Here is a 17,122-nt window from a genome sequence, read left to right on the forward strand (position 1 = left end):
ATAATATTACCAGCGTTGTTTAAGCCCTGTCATGTAAAGATCGTAACCGCCCTTACCGCCGGGGCGGTTGGATGAGAAGAGTAACAGTGTGTAGTTGAAATTCGACATGTCCGGAAGGACGGGCCGGTACTCGTTATGCGGTGTGTTGATCCGCGGTCCGGCGTTGACAGGCACCGACCATTTCCCATCTTTATATTCGGAGTAATACAGGTCTTCACCGCCCTGGCCGCCGGGGCGGTCGGACACGAAAACCATCGTATCGTACAGCAGATACGGGCATTTGTCATTATAAGGTCCCGAAAGCTCCTCCACCTTCCTGATCTCGTATTTCAAGGGCTTTACCAGGCTTTCCACCGTGACGGTATCCCGTTCTTTGCGCGGGATTTTTACCTCGTAGATGTCAAAATTGCCGTCGCGGTCGGAACAGAAGTAAATGCGGTCGCCCCCCCGGGAAAAAGTAGGGTAGGCATCGTTCGCCGGAGAATTGAGGTATTGCACAGGCTCAGGATCGGACGTGCCGCGTTTGGCATATTTGATGTCCATTTTCCCGGAAGCGTCGTCCGCGTAGAATAGAAGCAGGTCGTCTTTCGTGCCGTAATTGACGAAATCCTGTCGGAGCGAAATCAGGCGCGGGCCGTAAACATTGAAATTGCCATTCACCTTGCCGATTAAATGCTCGGCATTGTCGTAGATCTCGAAGTAGTCGAGCCCCGGTTGGGATTTTCCTTTTTCCAGCTTCAACCGTTTGCCGTATGTGAAATGCGCCGGGAAGTAAACCAGGTTGAAAACATCTTTGCGCGCCCGTTTCGATGAAAATATCAGGTGTGTATCGCCGGAGCGGTTTTGCGGCAGCGATGAGTTATAATCGTCGTACTCCGAATTGAATTCTTCCAGGTTCAGCACTTCCGAAAGAAATTTACCGTCCTTCCGGTCCGGGTCCATGCCCGGCGGCCAGCAGCTGAACACGAGAAACAGGACGATCACAGGCATTAATTTTCTCATAGCGCGGTAGTTTAACGTTTTTGTATACGCATTGACACAAAATCCATTTCAAACGTTGCCCTGCCTAATTCGCCAAACCATCGCAATGCCCCAGCAGCCGCAGCAGGTCCGGCTCTTTGACAAAATCGACCGGATTGGTTTTCAGGTACTGGTCGATCTGCTTCCGGTGCGCAGGGTACAGTTTCTTAATGCTTGCGGGTGTCGGAATGTAAAAGCGGTTGTTGTTGTCGACCAGGTACAGTGCGGAGCGATAGGTAAACACCCCCTCGGCATTCGCGTTGAGTTTACTGGTTGAGGCGCCCCGGTCGCTGGAATAGCTGCGGTAGGTCGTTACCGCAGAAGCCGTATAGGAAATGCCGTAAGGTCCGCCCTTTTCGGTACCGATGCGTGCCAGCACCTCGCGCCTGCCCAGGCTCGCCCGCCCGAACGTGCCCACGACCTCGCAGTAGCCGAAGCGCTTGTCGAACCGGTAGGATTTGTCGCCGATCGTGATCTGTTTCAGCAATGCCTGGTCGATGATTTCGAGCGTGTCCCGTTTGAAATCCACAAAAAGCACATGCCCGCCGACATAGTTGTAGTTGAACCGCGCCTGGGAGCTCCGGCCATTGACGAACTCCGCATTACCCGGCATAAACTGCGGGAACTGGTAGCGGTCGGCATAGGGGATTACCTTGTCGGGATACTCGCCCGCCTTCACCTTGAACACCTTGGGGACCTGCGCCTGCACCAGCGCAGGGCATATTGTGAAGAATGCGAGGATGAGGCTTCGGGCTTGCATACGGACGTTTTTTTGTAATTGGTATCTCAAAAAGAACCGGGGGACCGTATTCTACGCGCCGTGCCACCTGCTATTGTTCACGTAAAACTGATGAATGCGAGGTAGGCGATGATGATCACCGGAAAGCCGCTCACGGTCAGCGCCCAGCCCGGATGACCGGCATTCAGCAGGAAATAGGCGCCGGCGGCACATGCGATGAGCGCGAGGATCGGCAGGAACACCATGCCTTTCCCGGCAGAATCCTGGTCGCTGCTGAAAAGTGAAAAAAGGAGAAACAGTGCCGCAGCGGCATCCACGAGCATACATGCGTACACGATGGTTTTCATATTCAGAGAGGGGGGCGATAGTTGAATTAAAACAAAGGCAGCGTCACTACAAATGTGGTACCCTTACCGGGGTTGGGCTCGGCCTTGATAATGCCCTTATGGTTACGTACGATCTTGCGGCAATAGGCCAGCCCCACGCCCTCGCCCTGCTTGAAGCTCCCGGTGGGCAGGCGGGCGAATATGTCGAACACTTTTTCGAGTTGCGAATCGTCGATGCCGATGCCGTTGTCTTCAACCCGGATCTCCGCATAGCTCATTTGCAGCGGTTCGGGCAGCAGATCGTCGATCTCGTGCAGCGCCAGTTCCTGCGCCGTAACGCGGATGCGCGGCGGTTGTTCGTAGCCCGCAAACTTGACGGCATTGTGCATAAGCTGGTAAAAAAGCTGTTCGATCTGGTCGCGGACGCCCTGCACGACGGGCAGGGTGTCGGTTTCGATGATGATTTCCCGGCGCTCGATCTGCGGCATGAGCTGCGCCGTGACGTCGGCCAGGATATTGCCCAGGTCTATTTTCTCGAACGGACTGCTGTTATTCAGCTCCGAAAATTCGGACAAGTCCTTGATCATCATTGAAAACTGCTGGGCGCTGCTGCGGATCTTGACCGCCAGGTCTTTGGCCTTGTCCACTTCGTAGCGGTCGGTCGCATTCACGAGCATATCGCTGAATACCCGCAGTTTTCGCAGCGGTTCCTGTAAGTTATGGCTCGAAATATGGCGGTACTGGCGGTTTTCGTCGTTAGAGACGAGCAGCTGGCCGGCCAGTTCGTGCATAGCCGAGCGTGTGCGTTCCATGAGCTGGATGCTGTCCAGGTGGAATGCGAGCAGCTCGGAGAACAGGTTGAACATCCCGATCACCCGCGGGTTCTGCAACTGGTTGGGCCTGGGGTCTATTGCACAGAGCGTTCCGAAAAAGCTGCCGTTTTTGAGCACGATCGGCAGTGAAATGTAGCTCTTGAAACCGTACAGTTTCGGGGTGGGGTGCCCGCTGTAAAATTCGTTTTCGTCCACATGGTCGATGACCACCGCATTGCCGCTGGCGCGGATTTCATTGCAGATCGTCGTCGCGATTTCCAGTTCGCCGCCCGGTTCGACTCCGAAGCCGATCTCGTCCTGCACGCTGCACGCGATCCACCGGTCTTCGGTTACCCTGGCCACAGCCGCGAAGCCCATGCCGGTGGAGCGGCAGATTACTTCGAGCACCGTTTTTACAATCGGTATTTGCTGAACCCTTTCGATATCGGCAAATAAATAGTCGTCGGGTTGTACCATTTTGTGAATGTGTAATAGCAGGTGGATTAGTAAATTTAGGTGCCGGGTTCCGGATAACCTAAACTTACTGTCTATGAAAATTTTCCTGCTGTCTTTGCTCGTTGCATTTGCCGCCTACCTGATAGCCGCCGTCGGAGGATATTATGCGATCGTTAAGTTGTCGTCCAACAGCCACGATAAGTCCATGGAAGCGAGTATGACAAGCGCATTTGTACTTGGCCCGATTGCGGCCATTATCACGTTTATCGGGGCGTATTTTTACTTCCGTTCGCACGGATAGCGGCGAGCCTTGCGGCGAGCACGGAAAAATTTTCCGGCGGCGTTTGTCCCCAGCTTTTGAACTGTTTCGACTGGTATGCCACGTCCTGGAAAATGTCCCAGCCGCTCTGTGTTTTATAGAATGGATCGGCCCCGTGGTCGAGCATGGCATTGCATATGTCCCAGGCCTCGGCGTCGGCAGCGGACATGAGCATCGATGTGACGATCACAAGCTCGTCGACCTGCGGCGGGATCACGTTAGGGTCCGCGCCATGTTCGAGGAGCAGGCGCACTTTGTCGGTTTTGGTGCTGTCGGACCGGTCGCGGTGGATGGCGGGGAACAGCACGGGCGTACCGGTGCCGGCTTCATGCGCATTGGCGTCGGCGCCGTGGTCGAGCAGCCATTTCAATACGGAAGGGTCGTAATCGAGGACCCGGAAATGCGTGGGCGTGTGCGCCGGATCGCCGTTATCGACCTTCGCGCCGTTTTTGACGAGTATTTCAAAACATTCGATGAGTTTGGCAGGATCTGCTTGCAGGCCCTGTTTCGCCGCGAAATCCAGCAGCGTCGTTTGCTCGCGGCCTGCTTTGTTAATACCCGCAAATGGTTGCAGCAGATCCGCCCGGAGGCTGGCATTATCCAGCACAGCGATATGCGCCGCCAGTTTCCGCTGCGCTTCGTCTTTGAAATAATAGGAACCATCGGCCAAGGCGGCATCCTCCTGGGCCCAGAAGCCCTGCCTGATATTGTTGACGATGGGCGAAGCTGCGAGCATAAAAATCGCCATGACTGCCGGCGCGATGCTGAGTACCAGCACCATTATGCGCGTAAACTGGAACGGCAGCAGGTTAATGGCCGCCAGGATGCCCAGGGGAATGAACAGCATGATCACGTAGCCGCTGGCCATGCGGTCATCGGAGGAACCGGACCGTGCGAAGAGCAGCAGGCCGATCAGAATAGCGGTATAGAGGCCGAGCAGGCACCAGCTGATCAGGGTGATTGTTTTCATGCCGCAAAATTAGCTAGCCGGTAACCCGGCGGGCAGTTTGTAAATCAGCTATTTATTAAGCGGTGCCTGCCCGTGATGCCTAATGCGACGCGATGTATTCGTCGAGCAGCGCCTTTACCGGATGGTAGTAAATCTCGGCGCGACGGCTCGGGCGGATGTCCCAGCCGCGGTCGTAGTTGACGATGCAGGCGCCGATAAAATTGTTCGTGGCCTTGCGCACAGCCGGGTCCCAGATAGCCAGCTTGGAGATCCGTCCCTTTTCCATGGCGGTTTTGGCCGGCGTTTTCAGGATCAGTGCCGAAAACTCGTACTGGTTCACGGTCCCCGAAAGCCACACCGCCCCTTCGATTTGCGGATCGTTGCTTTGGTCTTTTACCTTGGTACGGATCTGCGCCTGGCCCTTGGCCGGCAGGTCCGTTTTCTTGTTTTTCAGGTAAGCATCGATAGCGCGCATGGCGTGCTCGGCCGGGTCAACGCCGTCGAACTCGCTCAGCTCGTATAATCTTTTGATTTGAAATTCAGTCAGTTGTATGTGTTTTCGATAGACTTTTTGCTTCACCATAACCCGTTCCATATTGCATCTATCCAAACATACGCAGCTTCCGGGAGTGATTCAATGGCTTCCCGGCTTTTTGTGCGAGGGGGATAGAAATTTGGATTTATACCGATTCTTGATAAGGTTTTTTACCCGCAATCTTTGCCCGTTGTCTTTTCAAACCATTGCATTCGAAAGCATACGCGCCCTGAAATAGTATTTGAATAATGCAATATTTACTTCGAATGCTTTTCAATTTTACCACAAAAATAAATAATCGAAATTGTGTCGATTTTACACTAACATAGGGGCGTATAGAAGTTCTACTACCCATTGCAAACGTTCCCGGTATCGTGTGCAGAAATAAATACGGTCAAATGTTTGGCAGGAACGGGGCATGTAAATAGACTTGATCATGGTTTCAATTGGACTTTATCAATGAAATCCGGCGATTGTCTTGAAATAGTTATATTCTAAATGACTCAATTACATGAGAAAACCACTTCTACTCATCCTCACGCTGCTACTGGCCGTATTCACGGCACAGGCGCAGAACCGCGTACTGAAAGGCGTCGTGATCGATGGCGTGTCGAAGGAGCCGATGCCAGGGGTTTCGATCCTGCTTTCGGGTACGACCTCCGGAACGGCCACCGACGCGGAAGGAAAATTTGCGTTGAACGTGCCCGAGAACGGCGGCACGGTGATTATCAGCTATGTAGGGTTTATGAAGCAAACGATCGACATCACCAACCGCGGTTCGCTGACAGTGGTGCTCGAACCGGACGTAAAGGCACTGGAAGATGTGGTAGTGGTTGGTTATGGCGAGCAAAAACGCTCGCACCTCACGGGCGCGGTGGCGACCGTGAAAATGAAGGAACTCGACGAACTGCCCGTGGGCGACATTTCATCTGCACTGGCCGGCAAGCTGCCCGGCGTGAATATCAGCGGCGGTACGGCACGCCCGGGATCGCCTGCGTCTATCGTGATCCGTAACCCGACAAAAGCCTCCAAAGACGGCGGTAGTAACTCGCCGCTCTACATTATAGACGATGTGATCCGCTCCGAAGCCGATTTCCAGTTGCTGGATGCTTCCGAGATCGAAAACCTGTCGGTACTCAAAGACGGTGCGGCGGCCGTCTACGGTGCCCGTGCGGCATTGGGTGTGGTAGTGGTGCGGACCAAACGCGGAAAAGCAGGCAAGCCGACGGTCAGTTACACGACTACCGTAGGCGTGTCGGATGCTTCCTATAAATCCAAAATGCTGAACGGTGTACAGCTGGCCACCTATCTGAACGACTTCAACCGCTCGCGCGGCCTGGCGCCGACCGACCCGGAGTATTACTCGGCGGATGAATTGGAATACTTTAAAAACAACAACCATAACTGGTTCGATATGGCGTGGAAACCTTCGCTGAACACCCGGCACGCCGTGAATATCAGCGGCGGTACCGAACGGGCGACGTTTTTTGCGGGCGCTACCTATTTTTATCAGAATGGTAATGTCGATAATATCAGCTACAAAAAATGGAATTTCCGCGCGAGCACGGATGTGAATGTGACGAAGCACATTAAGGTCGGCCTCGGCGTAAGCGGTAACCTCTCCGACAACAAGCTGTTTTACCTCAAACAGGGCGGGGAGAATGCGGAAAAGGACGTGACGAACCTGTTGAATACCCCCCAGTTTATCCCGCCCTATGTAGACGGCCTGCCGGTGCTGCTGCCGGGTGGTTCGGGGACGACGGGCTTCCATTTTTTCGAAGCACAAAAACTGAACAACTACACGCGTTCCCGCAATGTGGTGCTCAATGTGAATGCTTACCTGGAATACAATGTGCCGTTTGTGCCGGGCCTGAAACTCCGGACCGTGTATAACAAAAACCTCGGTAACGACTGGGGCAAGCAGTTTGGTACCTATTATAAGACCTACGGCTTCTCGATGCTGGGCGACAACAAGCACATTTACGGCGGCACGCCCAATGCGCCGACACGCCTTAACAACGGCGACCGGCTGCGCTTCAACCCCGGCTACACCGATGGTTATCAGCTGAATTTCAATCTCAGCTATGCCCGGCAGTTCGGACGGCATTCGGTGAGCGCATTGGCGCTCGTGGAACAGTCGGAGATTTATACCGAAAGCATTGCGACGATGAAGGAAGGAATTTTCGAGGGTGGTAACGATTACCTCATGTCGGCATTCGGGGCGAAGGATATCGGGCCTAATGCCGCCAACGAGAGCGGCATCCTTTCCTATGTGGGCCGTTTGAACTACTCATTCGCCGACCGCTACCTGTTCGAGGTGTCGTTCCGCCGCGACGCCTCCACGAAGTTTGCGCCGGAATACCGCTGGGGCACATTCCCGCAGCTTTCGGCAGGGTGGGTGATGTCGGAAGAACGTTTTTTCCGGGAGAAATTGCCTTTCATCAACAGCTTGAAACTACGGGCGTCGATCGGCTTCCTGGGCGGCGACCGCACGGCGGCGTGGCAATGGATGCAGCGCTACACGCCGCAGGCTTCCAACGGCGCGGTGTTCGGCGGCAACAGCGACCGTACCGTGGGTATCAAGCTCGAAAAGCTCCCGAATTATTACGGCCGCTGGGACGATGTAACGAAGAAGAATGTCGGTATCGACGCCTCTTTCCTGAACAACCGCCTTTCGACGACGATCGACGCCTACCACGACCACGGCTACAACCTGCTCACAACGCTCGCCTCTTCGGTACCGCTCACGATCGGCTCGGTGATGCCGGCTGAAAATTATGAGACGGTCAATTCGTTCGGTTTCGAATTCGCGACGGGTTGGAGCGACCGCATCGGCAAGCATATCGATTACAATATCGGCGCATTCCTCGCTTGGAGCGACAACAAGAACATTCTCGTGGACGTGGCGACGACGAACCGCAACACCTGGCTCGATCCGACGGGCCGGTCGAGCGACCGCGGTGTGCAGGGGTACCGCTACCTGGGCATGTTCCGCACGCAGGAGGATGTGGACCGTTTCCTGGAAAAGAACCCCGATTACACCATTATGGGTTACGCACCGAAACCGGGCATGCTCTATTACCAGGATCTCCGCGGTCCGCGCCAGACGGACGGCTCCTACGCCGCGCCCGATGGCAAGATCACGGAAGACGACCAGGAATTCCTGACCAAAAAACAGAACAACCATTATACTTTCGGTCTGTCGTTCGGGTTCGGTTTCAAAGGCTTCAAACTGGATGTGGTAACGGCCGGCTCGTTCGGCGGGCAGGGTATTGTGGACGGCGACGCCCGCAAAAAGGCTGCCAAGGACGTTTCCCGCCCTGTTTTCTGGGCCGACCATTACACGCCGGAGAATACGGCTGCCAACTATCCCGATCCTTACTACGAGGAAACGTATTCGATCAATTCGGCATTCTGGTTCCGCAATGCATTCATGTTCAATATGCGGAGCCTGAACCTTTCGTACCAGCTGGGCCAGAATGTGGCTAAAAAACTGGGGATCAGTTCTGCCAAAATCATTGCTGTGGGTATGAACCCGATCACGTTCTTCAACCCCTACGATTACAAGGCGGCCTCGGGCGATTACAATGTGTACCCGCAGATGCGCACGTGGTCACTGGGACTAAACCTTTCACTTTAAAATACCGGCTTAGTGATGAAAAAACATGGGATAATAGCGGCATTGATCGGCCTTACGTTGACGAGCTGCGAAAATATATTGGACAAAACGGATTTGTCGGCATTCAACGAGGAGCAGGTTTTCAGTGATACCCTGCTGGCCAAAGGCTATGTGGATTACGTGTACGACCAAAACCTGCCTACCTGGCCCACGGGCGATTTCCTGAAATGTACCGACGAGATCGGCGGTGAAAGCCGGTTCTTTGAAGGCACCGTGCAGGTGAATACCGTGCAGGATTTCGGGATCGGCGTGAATGCGACGAACAATTACGGCAAACTTCGCTCGATCAACCAGTTCCTGGCCAAGCTGCCGAATGGCGGGCTGAGCGAGGACGTTCAAAAACGCCTGATGGCGCAGGTTACCTTTTTCCGGGCCTTCCGTTACTGGGATTTGGTGCAATTGTACGGCGGCGTGCCGATGGTACTTGAACCGCTGGAAGGCGTGGGCGAGGAAGCCAAGGAAGAAGCGGCCATTCCCCGCAGCAGCACGTCCGAAAGCGTTGCGTTGATCGTCAAAGACCTCGATTACAGCATTGCCAACCTGCCCGGCCGCTGGAACAATACCAACGACTGGGGCCGCATTACCAGCGGTGCCGCCGCAGGCTTCAAGGGGCGTATTCTCCTGCATTACGCAAGCCCGCAGCATAATCCCAACGACCAGGCCGACCGCTGGCAGGCGGCTTACGACGCCAACAAAAAGGCGATGGAACTGCTCTCGGCGAACGGTTTCAAGCTGCATGGCAGTTTCAGCGATCTCTGGTTCCAGGAGGTGAATAACCCCGAAGCTGTCTGGGTGACCTGCTATAACAACAAAGTAGGCGACCAGATCAACAAGAACATGACCTGGGACAACAACACGCGGCCTTCCTACCTCGGTACGGCGGGTGGTTCCAACCAGCCTACCTGGGAAATCACGCAGGCTTTTCCCATGAAAAACGGGAAGCGTATTACGGAAAAAGGCTCCGGCTACGACGAAAAGCTGTTTTACAAAAACCGCGACCCGCGTTTCAACCAGACCATCGCATTCAATGGCGCTACCTGGCAGATCAACGGTAATCCGAACTACCGCCTGTGGACCTATTTCGTGAATAACAAAACCGTGGAACAAAAAGCGACGAACACCGGCTTCTACGCCCGCAAGGCCATTGAGCCCAACCTCGCGGCAGGCGCCGTCGCCAATGCCGGTACCGACTGGATCGAAATGCGGTATGCCGAGGTAATGCTCAATTTCGCCGAAGCCGCCTGCGGTGTGAACAAGCTCGACGAAGCCTATGCGCAATTGACCGCACTCCGCAAACGTGCGGGTATCGACGCAGGCGCCGACGGTTACTACGGCCTGAACCCGCAGATGACGCGGGCGGAAATGTTCGAAGCCATTTTGCTTGAAAGACAAATCGAGCTGGCGTTCGAAGGTAAGCGTTTTTACGACCTGCGCCGCTGGAAGAAATTCGAAACGGTACTGAATGGCAAAAGCCGCAACGGTGTGACGATCAACCTCAAAGCAAATGCCCCGGCCGATTTCGCCACGCGCCGCGACGGTATGGATCTGGATTCGGTTTACAAAAATTACTTCGAAATAGTCCCTAAAAAGCTGGATACCAAATACCTGGTGAACTGGAAACCGGAATACTACTTCTTCGCCATTCCCCAGCAGGCATTGACGAACAACCCAAGGCTGGAACAAAACCTGGGCTGGCCATCCGGCACGTTTGATCCTTTGAAATGAATATCTACTAATCCATAGACTTGAAAATCAAAATGAATCCTATCCCCAGACATTCACTCCAACTGGCACTAGCGGGCCTGCTGCTCGGCACAGCCGCCTTTGCGCAATATCCGAAAATCCCGGCGGCGGCCAAGAAAACGAGCGATTCACTGCTCGCGGAGGCGGAGCGCAAGTCGGAGATCGCGTGGCAAAAGGCGTTGCCGGTCATCGAGGCGGAAGCTAAAAAGGGCAAGCCCTACATCCCCTGGGCGGCGAGGCCGGTGGATTTGCCGCAGTCCGACATTCCGGCATTTCCGGGTGCGGAGGGCGGCGGCGCGTTCAGTTTCGGCGGTCGCGGAGGGAAAGTGTATGTGGTGAAAAGCCTGGCGGATAGCGGTCCGGGTACGCTGCGGGATGCCTGCGAGCAGGGTGGGGCACGCATTATCGTGTTCAATGTCGCGGGGATCATCCGTTTGAAAACGCCGCTCATCATCCGTGCACCTTATATTACCATTGCAGGACAGACGGCCCCGGGCGATGGCGTGTGCGTGGCGGGCGAAAGTGTGTGGATCAATACCCACGACGTCGTGATACGCCACATGCGGTTCCGTCGCGGGGAGACGTTCGTTGGCCGCCGCGACGATTCCATCGGCGGTAACCCGATCGGCAACATCATGATCGACCACGTGTCGGCGAGCTGGGGACTGGACGAAAACATGTCGATGTACCGGCATATGTACAACGACAGTACCGGTGTGCAGGAGCAGAAGCTGCCGACTGTCAACATTACCATTCAGAACTCGATTTTCTCCGAAACGCTAGATACCTGGAACCACTCGTTCGGCAGCACATTGGGCGGCGAAAACTGTACGTTCATGCGCAATTTGTGGGCCAATAATGCAGGCCGTAACCCGTCTATCGGCTGGTTCGGGATATTTAATTTTGTGAATAATGTCGTGTTCAACTGGGTACACCGTTCGATTGACGGCGGCGACTACCGGGCGATGTACAACATTGTGAACAACTATTTCAAACCGGGCCCTGAAACGCCGAAGGACTCGCCGATCGGCTACCGCATTCTGAAACCCGAAGCGGGCCGCAGCAAGCTGAAATATCAGGTTTACGGCCGCGCTTACGTGAATGGCAATATCATGGAAGGCAACGACAAGGTGACCCAAAACAACTGGAACGGCGGCGTGCAGGTGGAAGACCGCGCCGATGCGGGCAAATACACCGACAACATCAGATGGCAGGAGCCGCTGCCGATGCCAGCATTTCCGATCATGAGCGCGAAGGAATCGTTCGATTACGTGATCGCCAATGCCGGCGCCACGCTCCCGCGCCGCGATCCCGTGGACGCGCGCGTAACCACACAGGTACGTACAGGAAAGATCAATCCGCTGGATAATGTAAAATTGCCGGAGAAGCAGTTCGAGCACCGCCGCCTGCCGATCGATTCGTACAAAAACGGCATTATCACGGACATTTCGCAGGTAGGAGGCTACCCTGAATACAAAGGCACGCCCTATGCGGATTCGGACGACGACGGCATGCCGAACGACTGGGAGATCAAGTACGACCTCAACCCGAAAGATCCTTCCGACGCGCAGAAAGACATGAGCGGGGACGGGTATTCCAATATCGAGAAGTTCATCAACGGCATCGATCCGAAGAAGAAAATGGATTGGAAAAACCCTAAAAACAACCACGATACGCTGGCGTCGCTGAAAGGTGCGCCTGGTCAAAAATAGTATTGCTTTGGACAGACTGAGATACTTGGTTAAGGTGATGAAATTCGATACGGTCCTGTCTCTGGCAGGATTGTATTTTCTTTTAGCACCCCTCGCATTTGCCCAGAAGAAGCCAAAAAGGCCATCGCCCGTGGCACTCGCCGAGGATGGACGGCTGGCTTATGCGCCCGATTCGCTCGGCAACCGCATCGTCGATTTCTCGTACGCGGGCTACATGGCCGGCGCGCAGGCGATCCCGGACGCGCCCATCCGCGTAACCGTCCCCGCCCGCGGGGGCGACGCCACGGCGCGCATCCAGGCGGCGATTGATTACGTCGGCGGGCTGCCTTTGAATGCGGACGGGTTGCGGGGCGTGGTGTTGCTGGGTGCGGGTACGCATCGGGTGTTGTCAGGTATTGTCATGAAGAAGTCGGGGGTTGTTTTGCGCGGAAGCGGGGTGAATGAGACAGTGCTGCTCGGTGACGGGCGTACGCGGGAGACTGTTATCCGTATTTTTGGTGAAAATAACGTGGTATTAAAACCTAAGCTGCGCATTACGGACAGCTATGTGCCGGTGAATGCGATGCGTTTCGAGGTCGAAAATGCCGGTTCATTGAAAGTCGGCGACCGGGTTCGCATTGTGCGGCCTTCTACGGCGGAATGGATCAAAAGCCTTCAAATGGAGGAATTTGGCGGTGAAACGGGCTGGCTGGGCTGGAAACCGGGGCAGCGCGACATAGCCTGGGACCGGACGGTCACGGCCGTTTCGGGCCACGGCGTTACCATCGATGCACCCATTACGACGGCGCTGGACAGCAAGTTCGGCGGCGGCTTCGTGGTGCCTTATCAATGGGCAGGCCGCGTGAGCCATGTCGGCATTGAAAACCTGCGCATTGAATCCACTTTTGACCCGAATAACCCGAAAGACGAAAACCATCGCTGGATGGGCGTCACGTTTGAAAATATTGAAAATACGTGGGTAAGGCAGGTGACATTCCGGCATTTGGCAGGCTCCGCCGTGGCCGTGTATGAATCGGGTTCGAAGATTACCGTGGAGGATTGCCTGTCGCTGGAACCGGTTTCGGAGCTGGCGGGCCAGCGCAGAAATACCTTTTTTACACAAGGCGGGCAGACGCTTTTCCAGCGGTGCTACGCCGAGCAAGGCATGCACGATTTCGCGACAGGCTTCTGTGCGCCCGGTCCGAATGCATTTGTGCAATGCGAGTCCCGGTTACCGAACGGTTTCAGCGGGGGGATCGACAGCTGGGCTTCCGGCGTGCTCTTCGACATCGTGAATGTGGACGGCAGTGCATTGAGTTTTAAAAACCGGGGCCAGGATGGGCAGGGTGCCGGCTGGACGGCCGCTAACTCCGTTTTCTGGCAATGCGCGGCATCGCGGATCGAGAATTTCTCGCCGCCGGGCACGCAGAATTTTGCATTCGGGGCATGGGCCGCTTTTGCGGGTGATGGATTTTGGGAAAATGTGAATGAGCATATCCAGCCCCGCAGTTTATATTATGCCCAGCTTTCCGACCGCCTCGGCAAGCAGGTTTTAGCAAAGTCTTTTTTAGTACCCAAAGAAACGGAGGCGTCCAGCAGCCCCGGCATTGAGCAGGCTGCCGCATTGGTTGCCGGATCGCACCAGGCGGCTGTTTTGCTGACGGACTGGATCGGTCAGGCAGCGCGGCGCAACCCGATCAGGATTACGGCAGATGCGGGAACAGTTGCATCCGACGGCGGGCATTCCCGCAAAAAGCCAGTCACAGGTTTGACGGCAGCTGTGAAAACCATTGATGAAATCGGCTTTACACCCGTAAAAAACACGAGCACACTACCTGCATTAACCATCCGTAACGGCCGCATCGTGCGTGGTAACGCGCTCGTTACCGGCGCTCGCCACGAGGTGCCGTGGTGGCGCGGCAGCATCCGTCCGCACGACGTGAACGCCGCGAAGCCGCACATTACCCGCTACGTACCCGGTCGGGTGGGCAAAGGTTTTACGGACGACCTCGCGGAAATGACCGATTCGCTCCGGGCACAGCACATTACCGTCGTAGACCATAACTACGGCCTTTGGTACGACCGCCGCCGCGACGATCACGAGCGGATTCGCCGTTTTGATGGCGAGAGCTGGCCGCCGTTCTACGAGCAGCCATTTGCACGGAGCGGTAAGGACGCCGCCTGGGATGAACTCAGCAAATACGATTTGCAGCATTATAATGAATGGTACTGGAACCGCCTGCGCGAATTCGTATCGCTCGCCGACCAAAAGGGCCTTTTGTTGTATCATCAAAACTATTTCCAGCACAATATCCTCGAAGCGGGCGCGCACTACGCGGACTTCCCCTGGCGCACGGCGAATAACATCAATGCGGTCGGGTTCCCCGAGCCGCCACCTTATGCGGGCGACAAGCGCATCTTCATCGCCGATCAGTTTTACGACATCAGTAATGCCGAACGGAAAGCATTGCACCGGGCTTACATCCGGCAGTGCCTCGATAATTTTGAGGGGCAAAGCGGTGTCATTCAGTTTATTAGTGCCGAGTACACGGGGCCGCTGCATTTCGTGCAGTTCTGGCTCGATGTGATCGGGGAATGGGAACGTGAAAAGGGTAAGAATGCATTGGTGGCATTGAGTACGACGAAGGATGTGCAGGACGCCATTCTCGCGGAGGCGAAATATGCCGCACTGGTGGATATCATCGACATTCGCTACTGGCACCGCCGCGAAAACGGCACCGATTATGCCCCGGAAGGAGGTAAAAACCTCGCGCCACGACAGCATGCACGTATTCAGAAAGTGGGCAAGGTGTCGTTCGGTTCGGTGTATGATGCCGTTTTGGAATACACAAAGAAATTCCCGGAAAAAGCGGTGCTGTACCATGCAAACGGCACGGAGCAGTATGCCTGGGCGGTGTTGCTGGCTGGCGGCTCGGTAAGCGCGGTGCCGGCATTACCGAAAGGTTTTCTGGAAGCGGTTTCCGGCATGGAACCTTTGGGAAAAGGGCAGGCAGAAAAGCAGGCTCAACCGCGGGATAATTCACAATACGTGATGGCCAGCGCAGGCGAGGGGATGGTCATTTATCAGGAGGCAAGCAAGGAATTGCACGCGGACCTCACAGGTTTTAATGGAAATTATCAAATGCAGCGTATTGATGCACGAACGGGGGGTGTTTTGGGTAAACCTGAAAAAATAAAAGGAGGAAAAGTGGTTTCCATGTCTTTCAAAGAGGCCGGACCGGTTATCTATTGGTTTTCGAAAAAGTAATGGGGTATTTAAAAACAGGATTGGGCGTAATGTTTGCCGCTGTGGCGGCGCTGACGGGCTGTGCACGCAAAACGACCGGCCCGGCCGTGCTGAAAGCGGAGGATTACCGGCATCATGTGGCGTATTTCAACCGTATGGAGGGTGAAAACAAGGTGAACGCGATACCGAATGCCCAGTCGTGGGAATGGATGAAGGCCAATGTGCCGCTGTTCGACTGTCCGCAGGATAATTTCCGCGAGATTTACTACTACCGCTGGTGGACTTACCGGAAGCACATTCACAATACGCCGCAGGGCTTTGTCATCACCGAGTTCCTGGTTGACCGAAATTATGCAGATAAATACAATATGATCAGTTGCGCCCTCGGCCATCACATTTACGAAGGCCGTTGGCTGCACGATCAGCGCTATCTGAACGACAATGTGCATATCTGGTACCGCGGTAACAATGGCGGTCGCATGAAAAAGCTGCTCAATTTCAGCAGCTGGACGGCCGATGCATTGTATAACCGCTACAAAGTGACGCAGGACAAGGCGTTCCTGCTCGATATGCTGCCCGACCTCGATTCGGAATACAAGGCCTGGGAAAAAGACCGCCGTACGGAAAGCGGCCTGTTCTGGCAAACCGACGTGAAGGACGGCATGGAAGAATCACTGAGCGGAGGCCGGCGGGAGCAGAATGCCCGGCCGACCATCAACAGCTACATGTATGGCAATGCGAAAGCGCTCTCCGCCGTTGCGTCGCTGAAAGGCGATCAGGCGATGAGCAATTTGTACCAAAGCAAGGCGGATACATTGAAGCGGCTGGTAGATAGTAAGTTATGGAATGCCGACAGCGCCTTTTTTGAAACGGTAAAGAAGCGCGGAAACGGGCCTTTTGCGGGCGTACGCGAGGCGATCGGGTTTATACCCTGGTATTTCGAGCTGGCGGAGGAAAAACATGATGCGGCGTGGAAGCAAGCGGCTGATCCAACGGGCTTTAACGCGCCGTTTGGCCTCACGACCGCCGAGCGCCGCCACCCGGAGTTCCGCACGCACGGCTGCTGCCAATGCGAATGGGACGGGGCGGTGTGGCCCTTTGCGACGGCACAAACCCTGACGGGCCTGGCGAACAGACTGAATGCCCCAAAACCAGCGCAGGTGGCCGATACGACCTATTTCGGGTTGTTGGAAAAGTATGTGGAATCGCAGTATTACCGAGGCAAGCCATACATCGGCGAGTACCTCGACGAGAAGACCGGTTACTGGCTGAAAGGCGACCAGGAGCGGAGCCGGTACTATAACCATTCGACGTTCAACGACCTCATCATCACCGGCCTTGTAGGCTTGCGCCCGCGTGCGGACGAAGTGATAGAGGTCAACCCGCTACTGCCGCAGGATAAATGGGACTGGTTCTGTCTCGACGACGTGCACTACCACGGCAAGCGCCTGACGATCATCTGGGACAGGGACGGCAGCCACTACCAAAAAGGAAAAGGCCTGCAAGTGCTCGTAAACGGCAAAAAAGCGGGTTCGGCAGAGACGATTTCCAGGATTTTAATCAACCCCTAAAACTGCATCAAAGCATTAACCTACATATCAATGCA

12 protein-coding genes are annotated in these 17,122 nt (G+C 55.1%); 6 read left to right on the forward strand and 6 right to left on the reverse strand.

Annotated elements, in window-relative coordinates; genetic code table 11:
• Positions 1 to 6: 6 nt before the first annotated feature.
• The 4 genes from H144_RS0105385 to H144_RS0105400 form a co-directional block, all read right to left on the reverse strand.
• Positions 7 to 1,002, reverse strand: a complete 996-nt coding sequence (locus H144_RS0105385) for a TolB family protein (protein WP_157504451.1) — start codon at positions 1,000 to 1,002, stop codon at positions 7 to 9.
• A gap of 64 nt (positions 1,003 to 1,066) precedes the next feature.
• Positions 1,067 to 1,780, reverse strand: a complete 714-nt coding sequence (locus H144_RS0105390; RefSeq protein WP_019941021.1) for a hypothetical protein — start codon at positions 1,778 to 1,780, stop codon at positions 1,067 to 1,069.
• Between the two features lie 77 nt (positions 1,781 to 1,857).
• On the reverse strand, positions 1,858 to 2,106 hold the full coding sequence (locus tag H144_RS0105395; protein ID WP_019941022.1) for a hypothetical protein: 249 nt from the start codon (positions 2,104 to 2,106) through the stop codon (positions 1,858 to 1,860).
• 26 nt (positions 2,107 to 2,132) lie between these two features.
• Complete coding sequence (locus H144_RS0105400) at positions 2,133 to 3,374, reverse strand: sensor histidine kinase (RefSeq protein WP_019941023.1); 1,242 nt, start codon at positions 3,372 to 3,374, stop codon at positions 2,133 to 2,135.
• A gap of 73 nt (positions 3,375 to 3,447) precedes the next feature.
• On the opposite strand from H144_RS0105400, the gene H144_RS33780 reads away from it, so the two are divergent.
• Positions 3,448 to 3,654: a hypothetical protein gene (locus H144_RS33780; protein WP_084599908.1), complete on the forward strand. Its 207-nt coding sequence runs from the start codon at positions 3,448 to 3,450 to the stop codon at positions 3,652 to 3,654.
• Here the strand turns inward: H144_RS33780 and H144_RS0105405 are convergent.
• Positions 3,617 to 4,642 (reverse strand): ankyrin repeat domain-containing protein, encoded by a 1,026-nt coding sequence (locus H144_RS0105405; RefSeq protein ID WP_019941024.1) that lies wholly within the window; start codon positions 4,640 to 4,642, stop codon positions 3,617 to 3,619. The genes H144_RS33780 and H144_RS0105405 overlap by 38 nt on opposite strands.
• Before the next feature lie 79 nt (positions 4,643 to 4,721).
• On the reverse strand, positions 4,722 to 5,204 hold the full coding sequence (locus H144_RS0105410; RefSeq protein ID WP_019941025.1) for a DUF7678 domain-containing protein: 483 nt from the start codon (positions 5,202 to 5,204) through the stop codon (positions 4,722 to 4,724).
• Positions 5,205 to 5,667: 463 nt separating this feature from the next.
• Between H144_RS0105410 and H144_RS0105415 the strand changes: the two genes are divergently transcribed.
• The 5 genes from H144_RS0105415 to H144_RS0105435 are packed head-to-tail and all read left to right on the forward strand — an operon-like array spanning position 5,668 to position 17,087.
• Entirely contained in the window at positions 5,668 to 8,796 is a 3,129-nt protein-coding gene (locus H144_RS0105415; protein ID WP_019941026.1) for a SusC/RagA family TonB-linked outer membrane protein, read from the forward strand.
• A 15-nt stretch (positions 8,797 to 8,811) separates the two neighbouring features.
• Positions 8,812 to 10,560 carry a RagB/SusD family nutrient uptake outer membrane protein gene (locus H144_RS0105420; protein ID WP_019941027.1) on the forward strand — a complete coding sequence of 583 codons (1,749 nt, stop codon included), beginning with the start codon at positions 8,812 to 8,814 and terminating at the stop codon, positions 10,558 to 10,560.
• Positions 10,561 to 10,592: 32 nt separating this feature from the next.
• Positions 10,593 to 12,290, forward strand: coding sequence for a pectate lyase family protein (locus H144_RS0105425; RefSeq protein ID WP_157504453.1), 1,698 nt, complete (start codon positions 10,593 to 10,595; stop codon positions 12,288 to 12,290).
• 7 nt (positions 12,291 to 12,297) lie between these two features.
• Positions 12,298 to 15,537, forward strand: a complete 3,240-nt coding sequence (locus H144_RS0105430) for a DUF6298 domain-containing protein (RefSeq protein ID WP_229207841.1) — start codon at positions 12,298 to 12,300, stop codon at positions 15,535 to 15,537.
• Between the two features lie 29 nt (positions 15,538 to 15,566).
• Positions 15,567 to 17,087 (forward strand): MGH1-like glycoside hydrolase domain-containing protein, encoded by a 1,521-nt coding sequence (locus H144_RS0105435; RefSeq protein WP_019941030.1) that lies wholly within the window; start codon positions 15,567 to 15,569, stop codon positions 17,085 to 17,087.
• Positions 17,088 to 17,122 lie beyond the last annotated feature (35 nt).

Origin of the sequence: Dyadobacter beijingensis DSM 21582, assembly GCF_000382205.1 — a bacterium.
Lineage (GTDB): Bacteria > Bacteroidota > Bacteroidia > Cytophagales > Spirosomataceae > Dyadobacter > Dyadobacter beijingensis.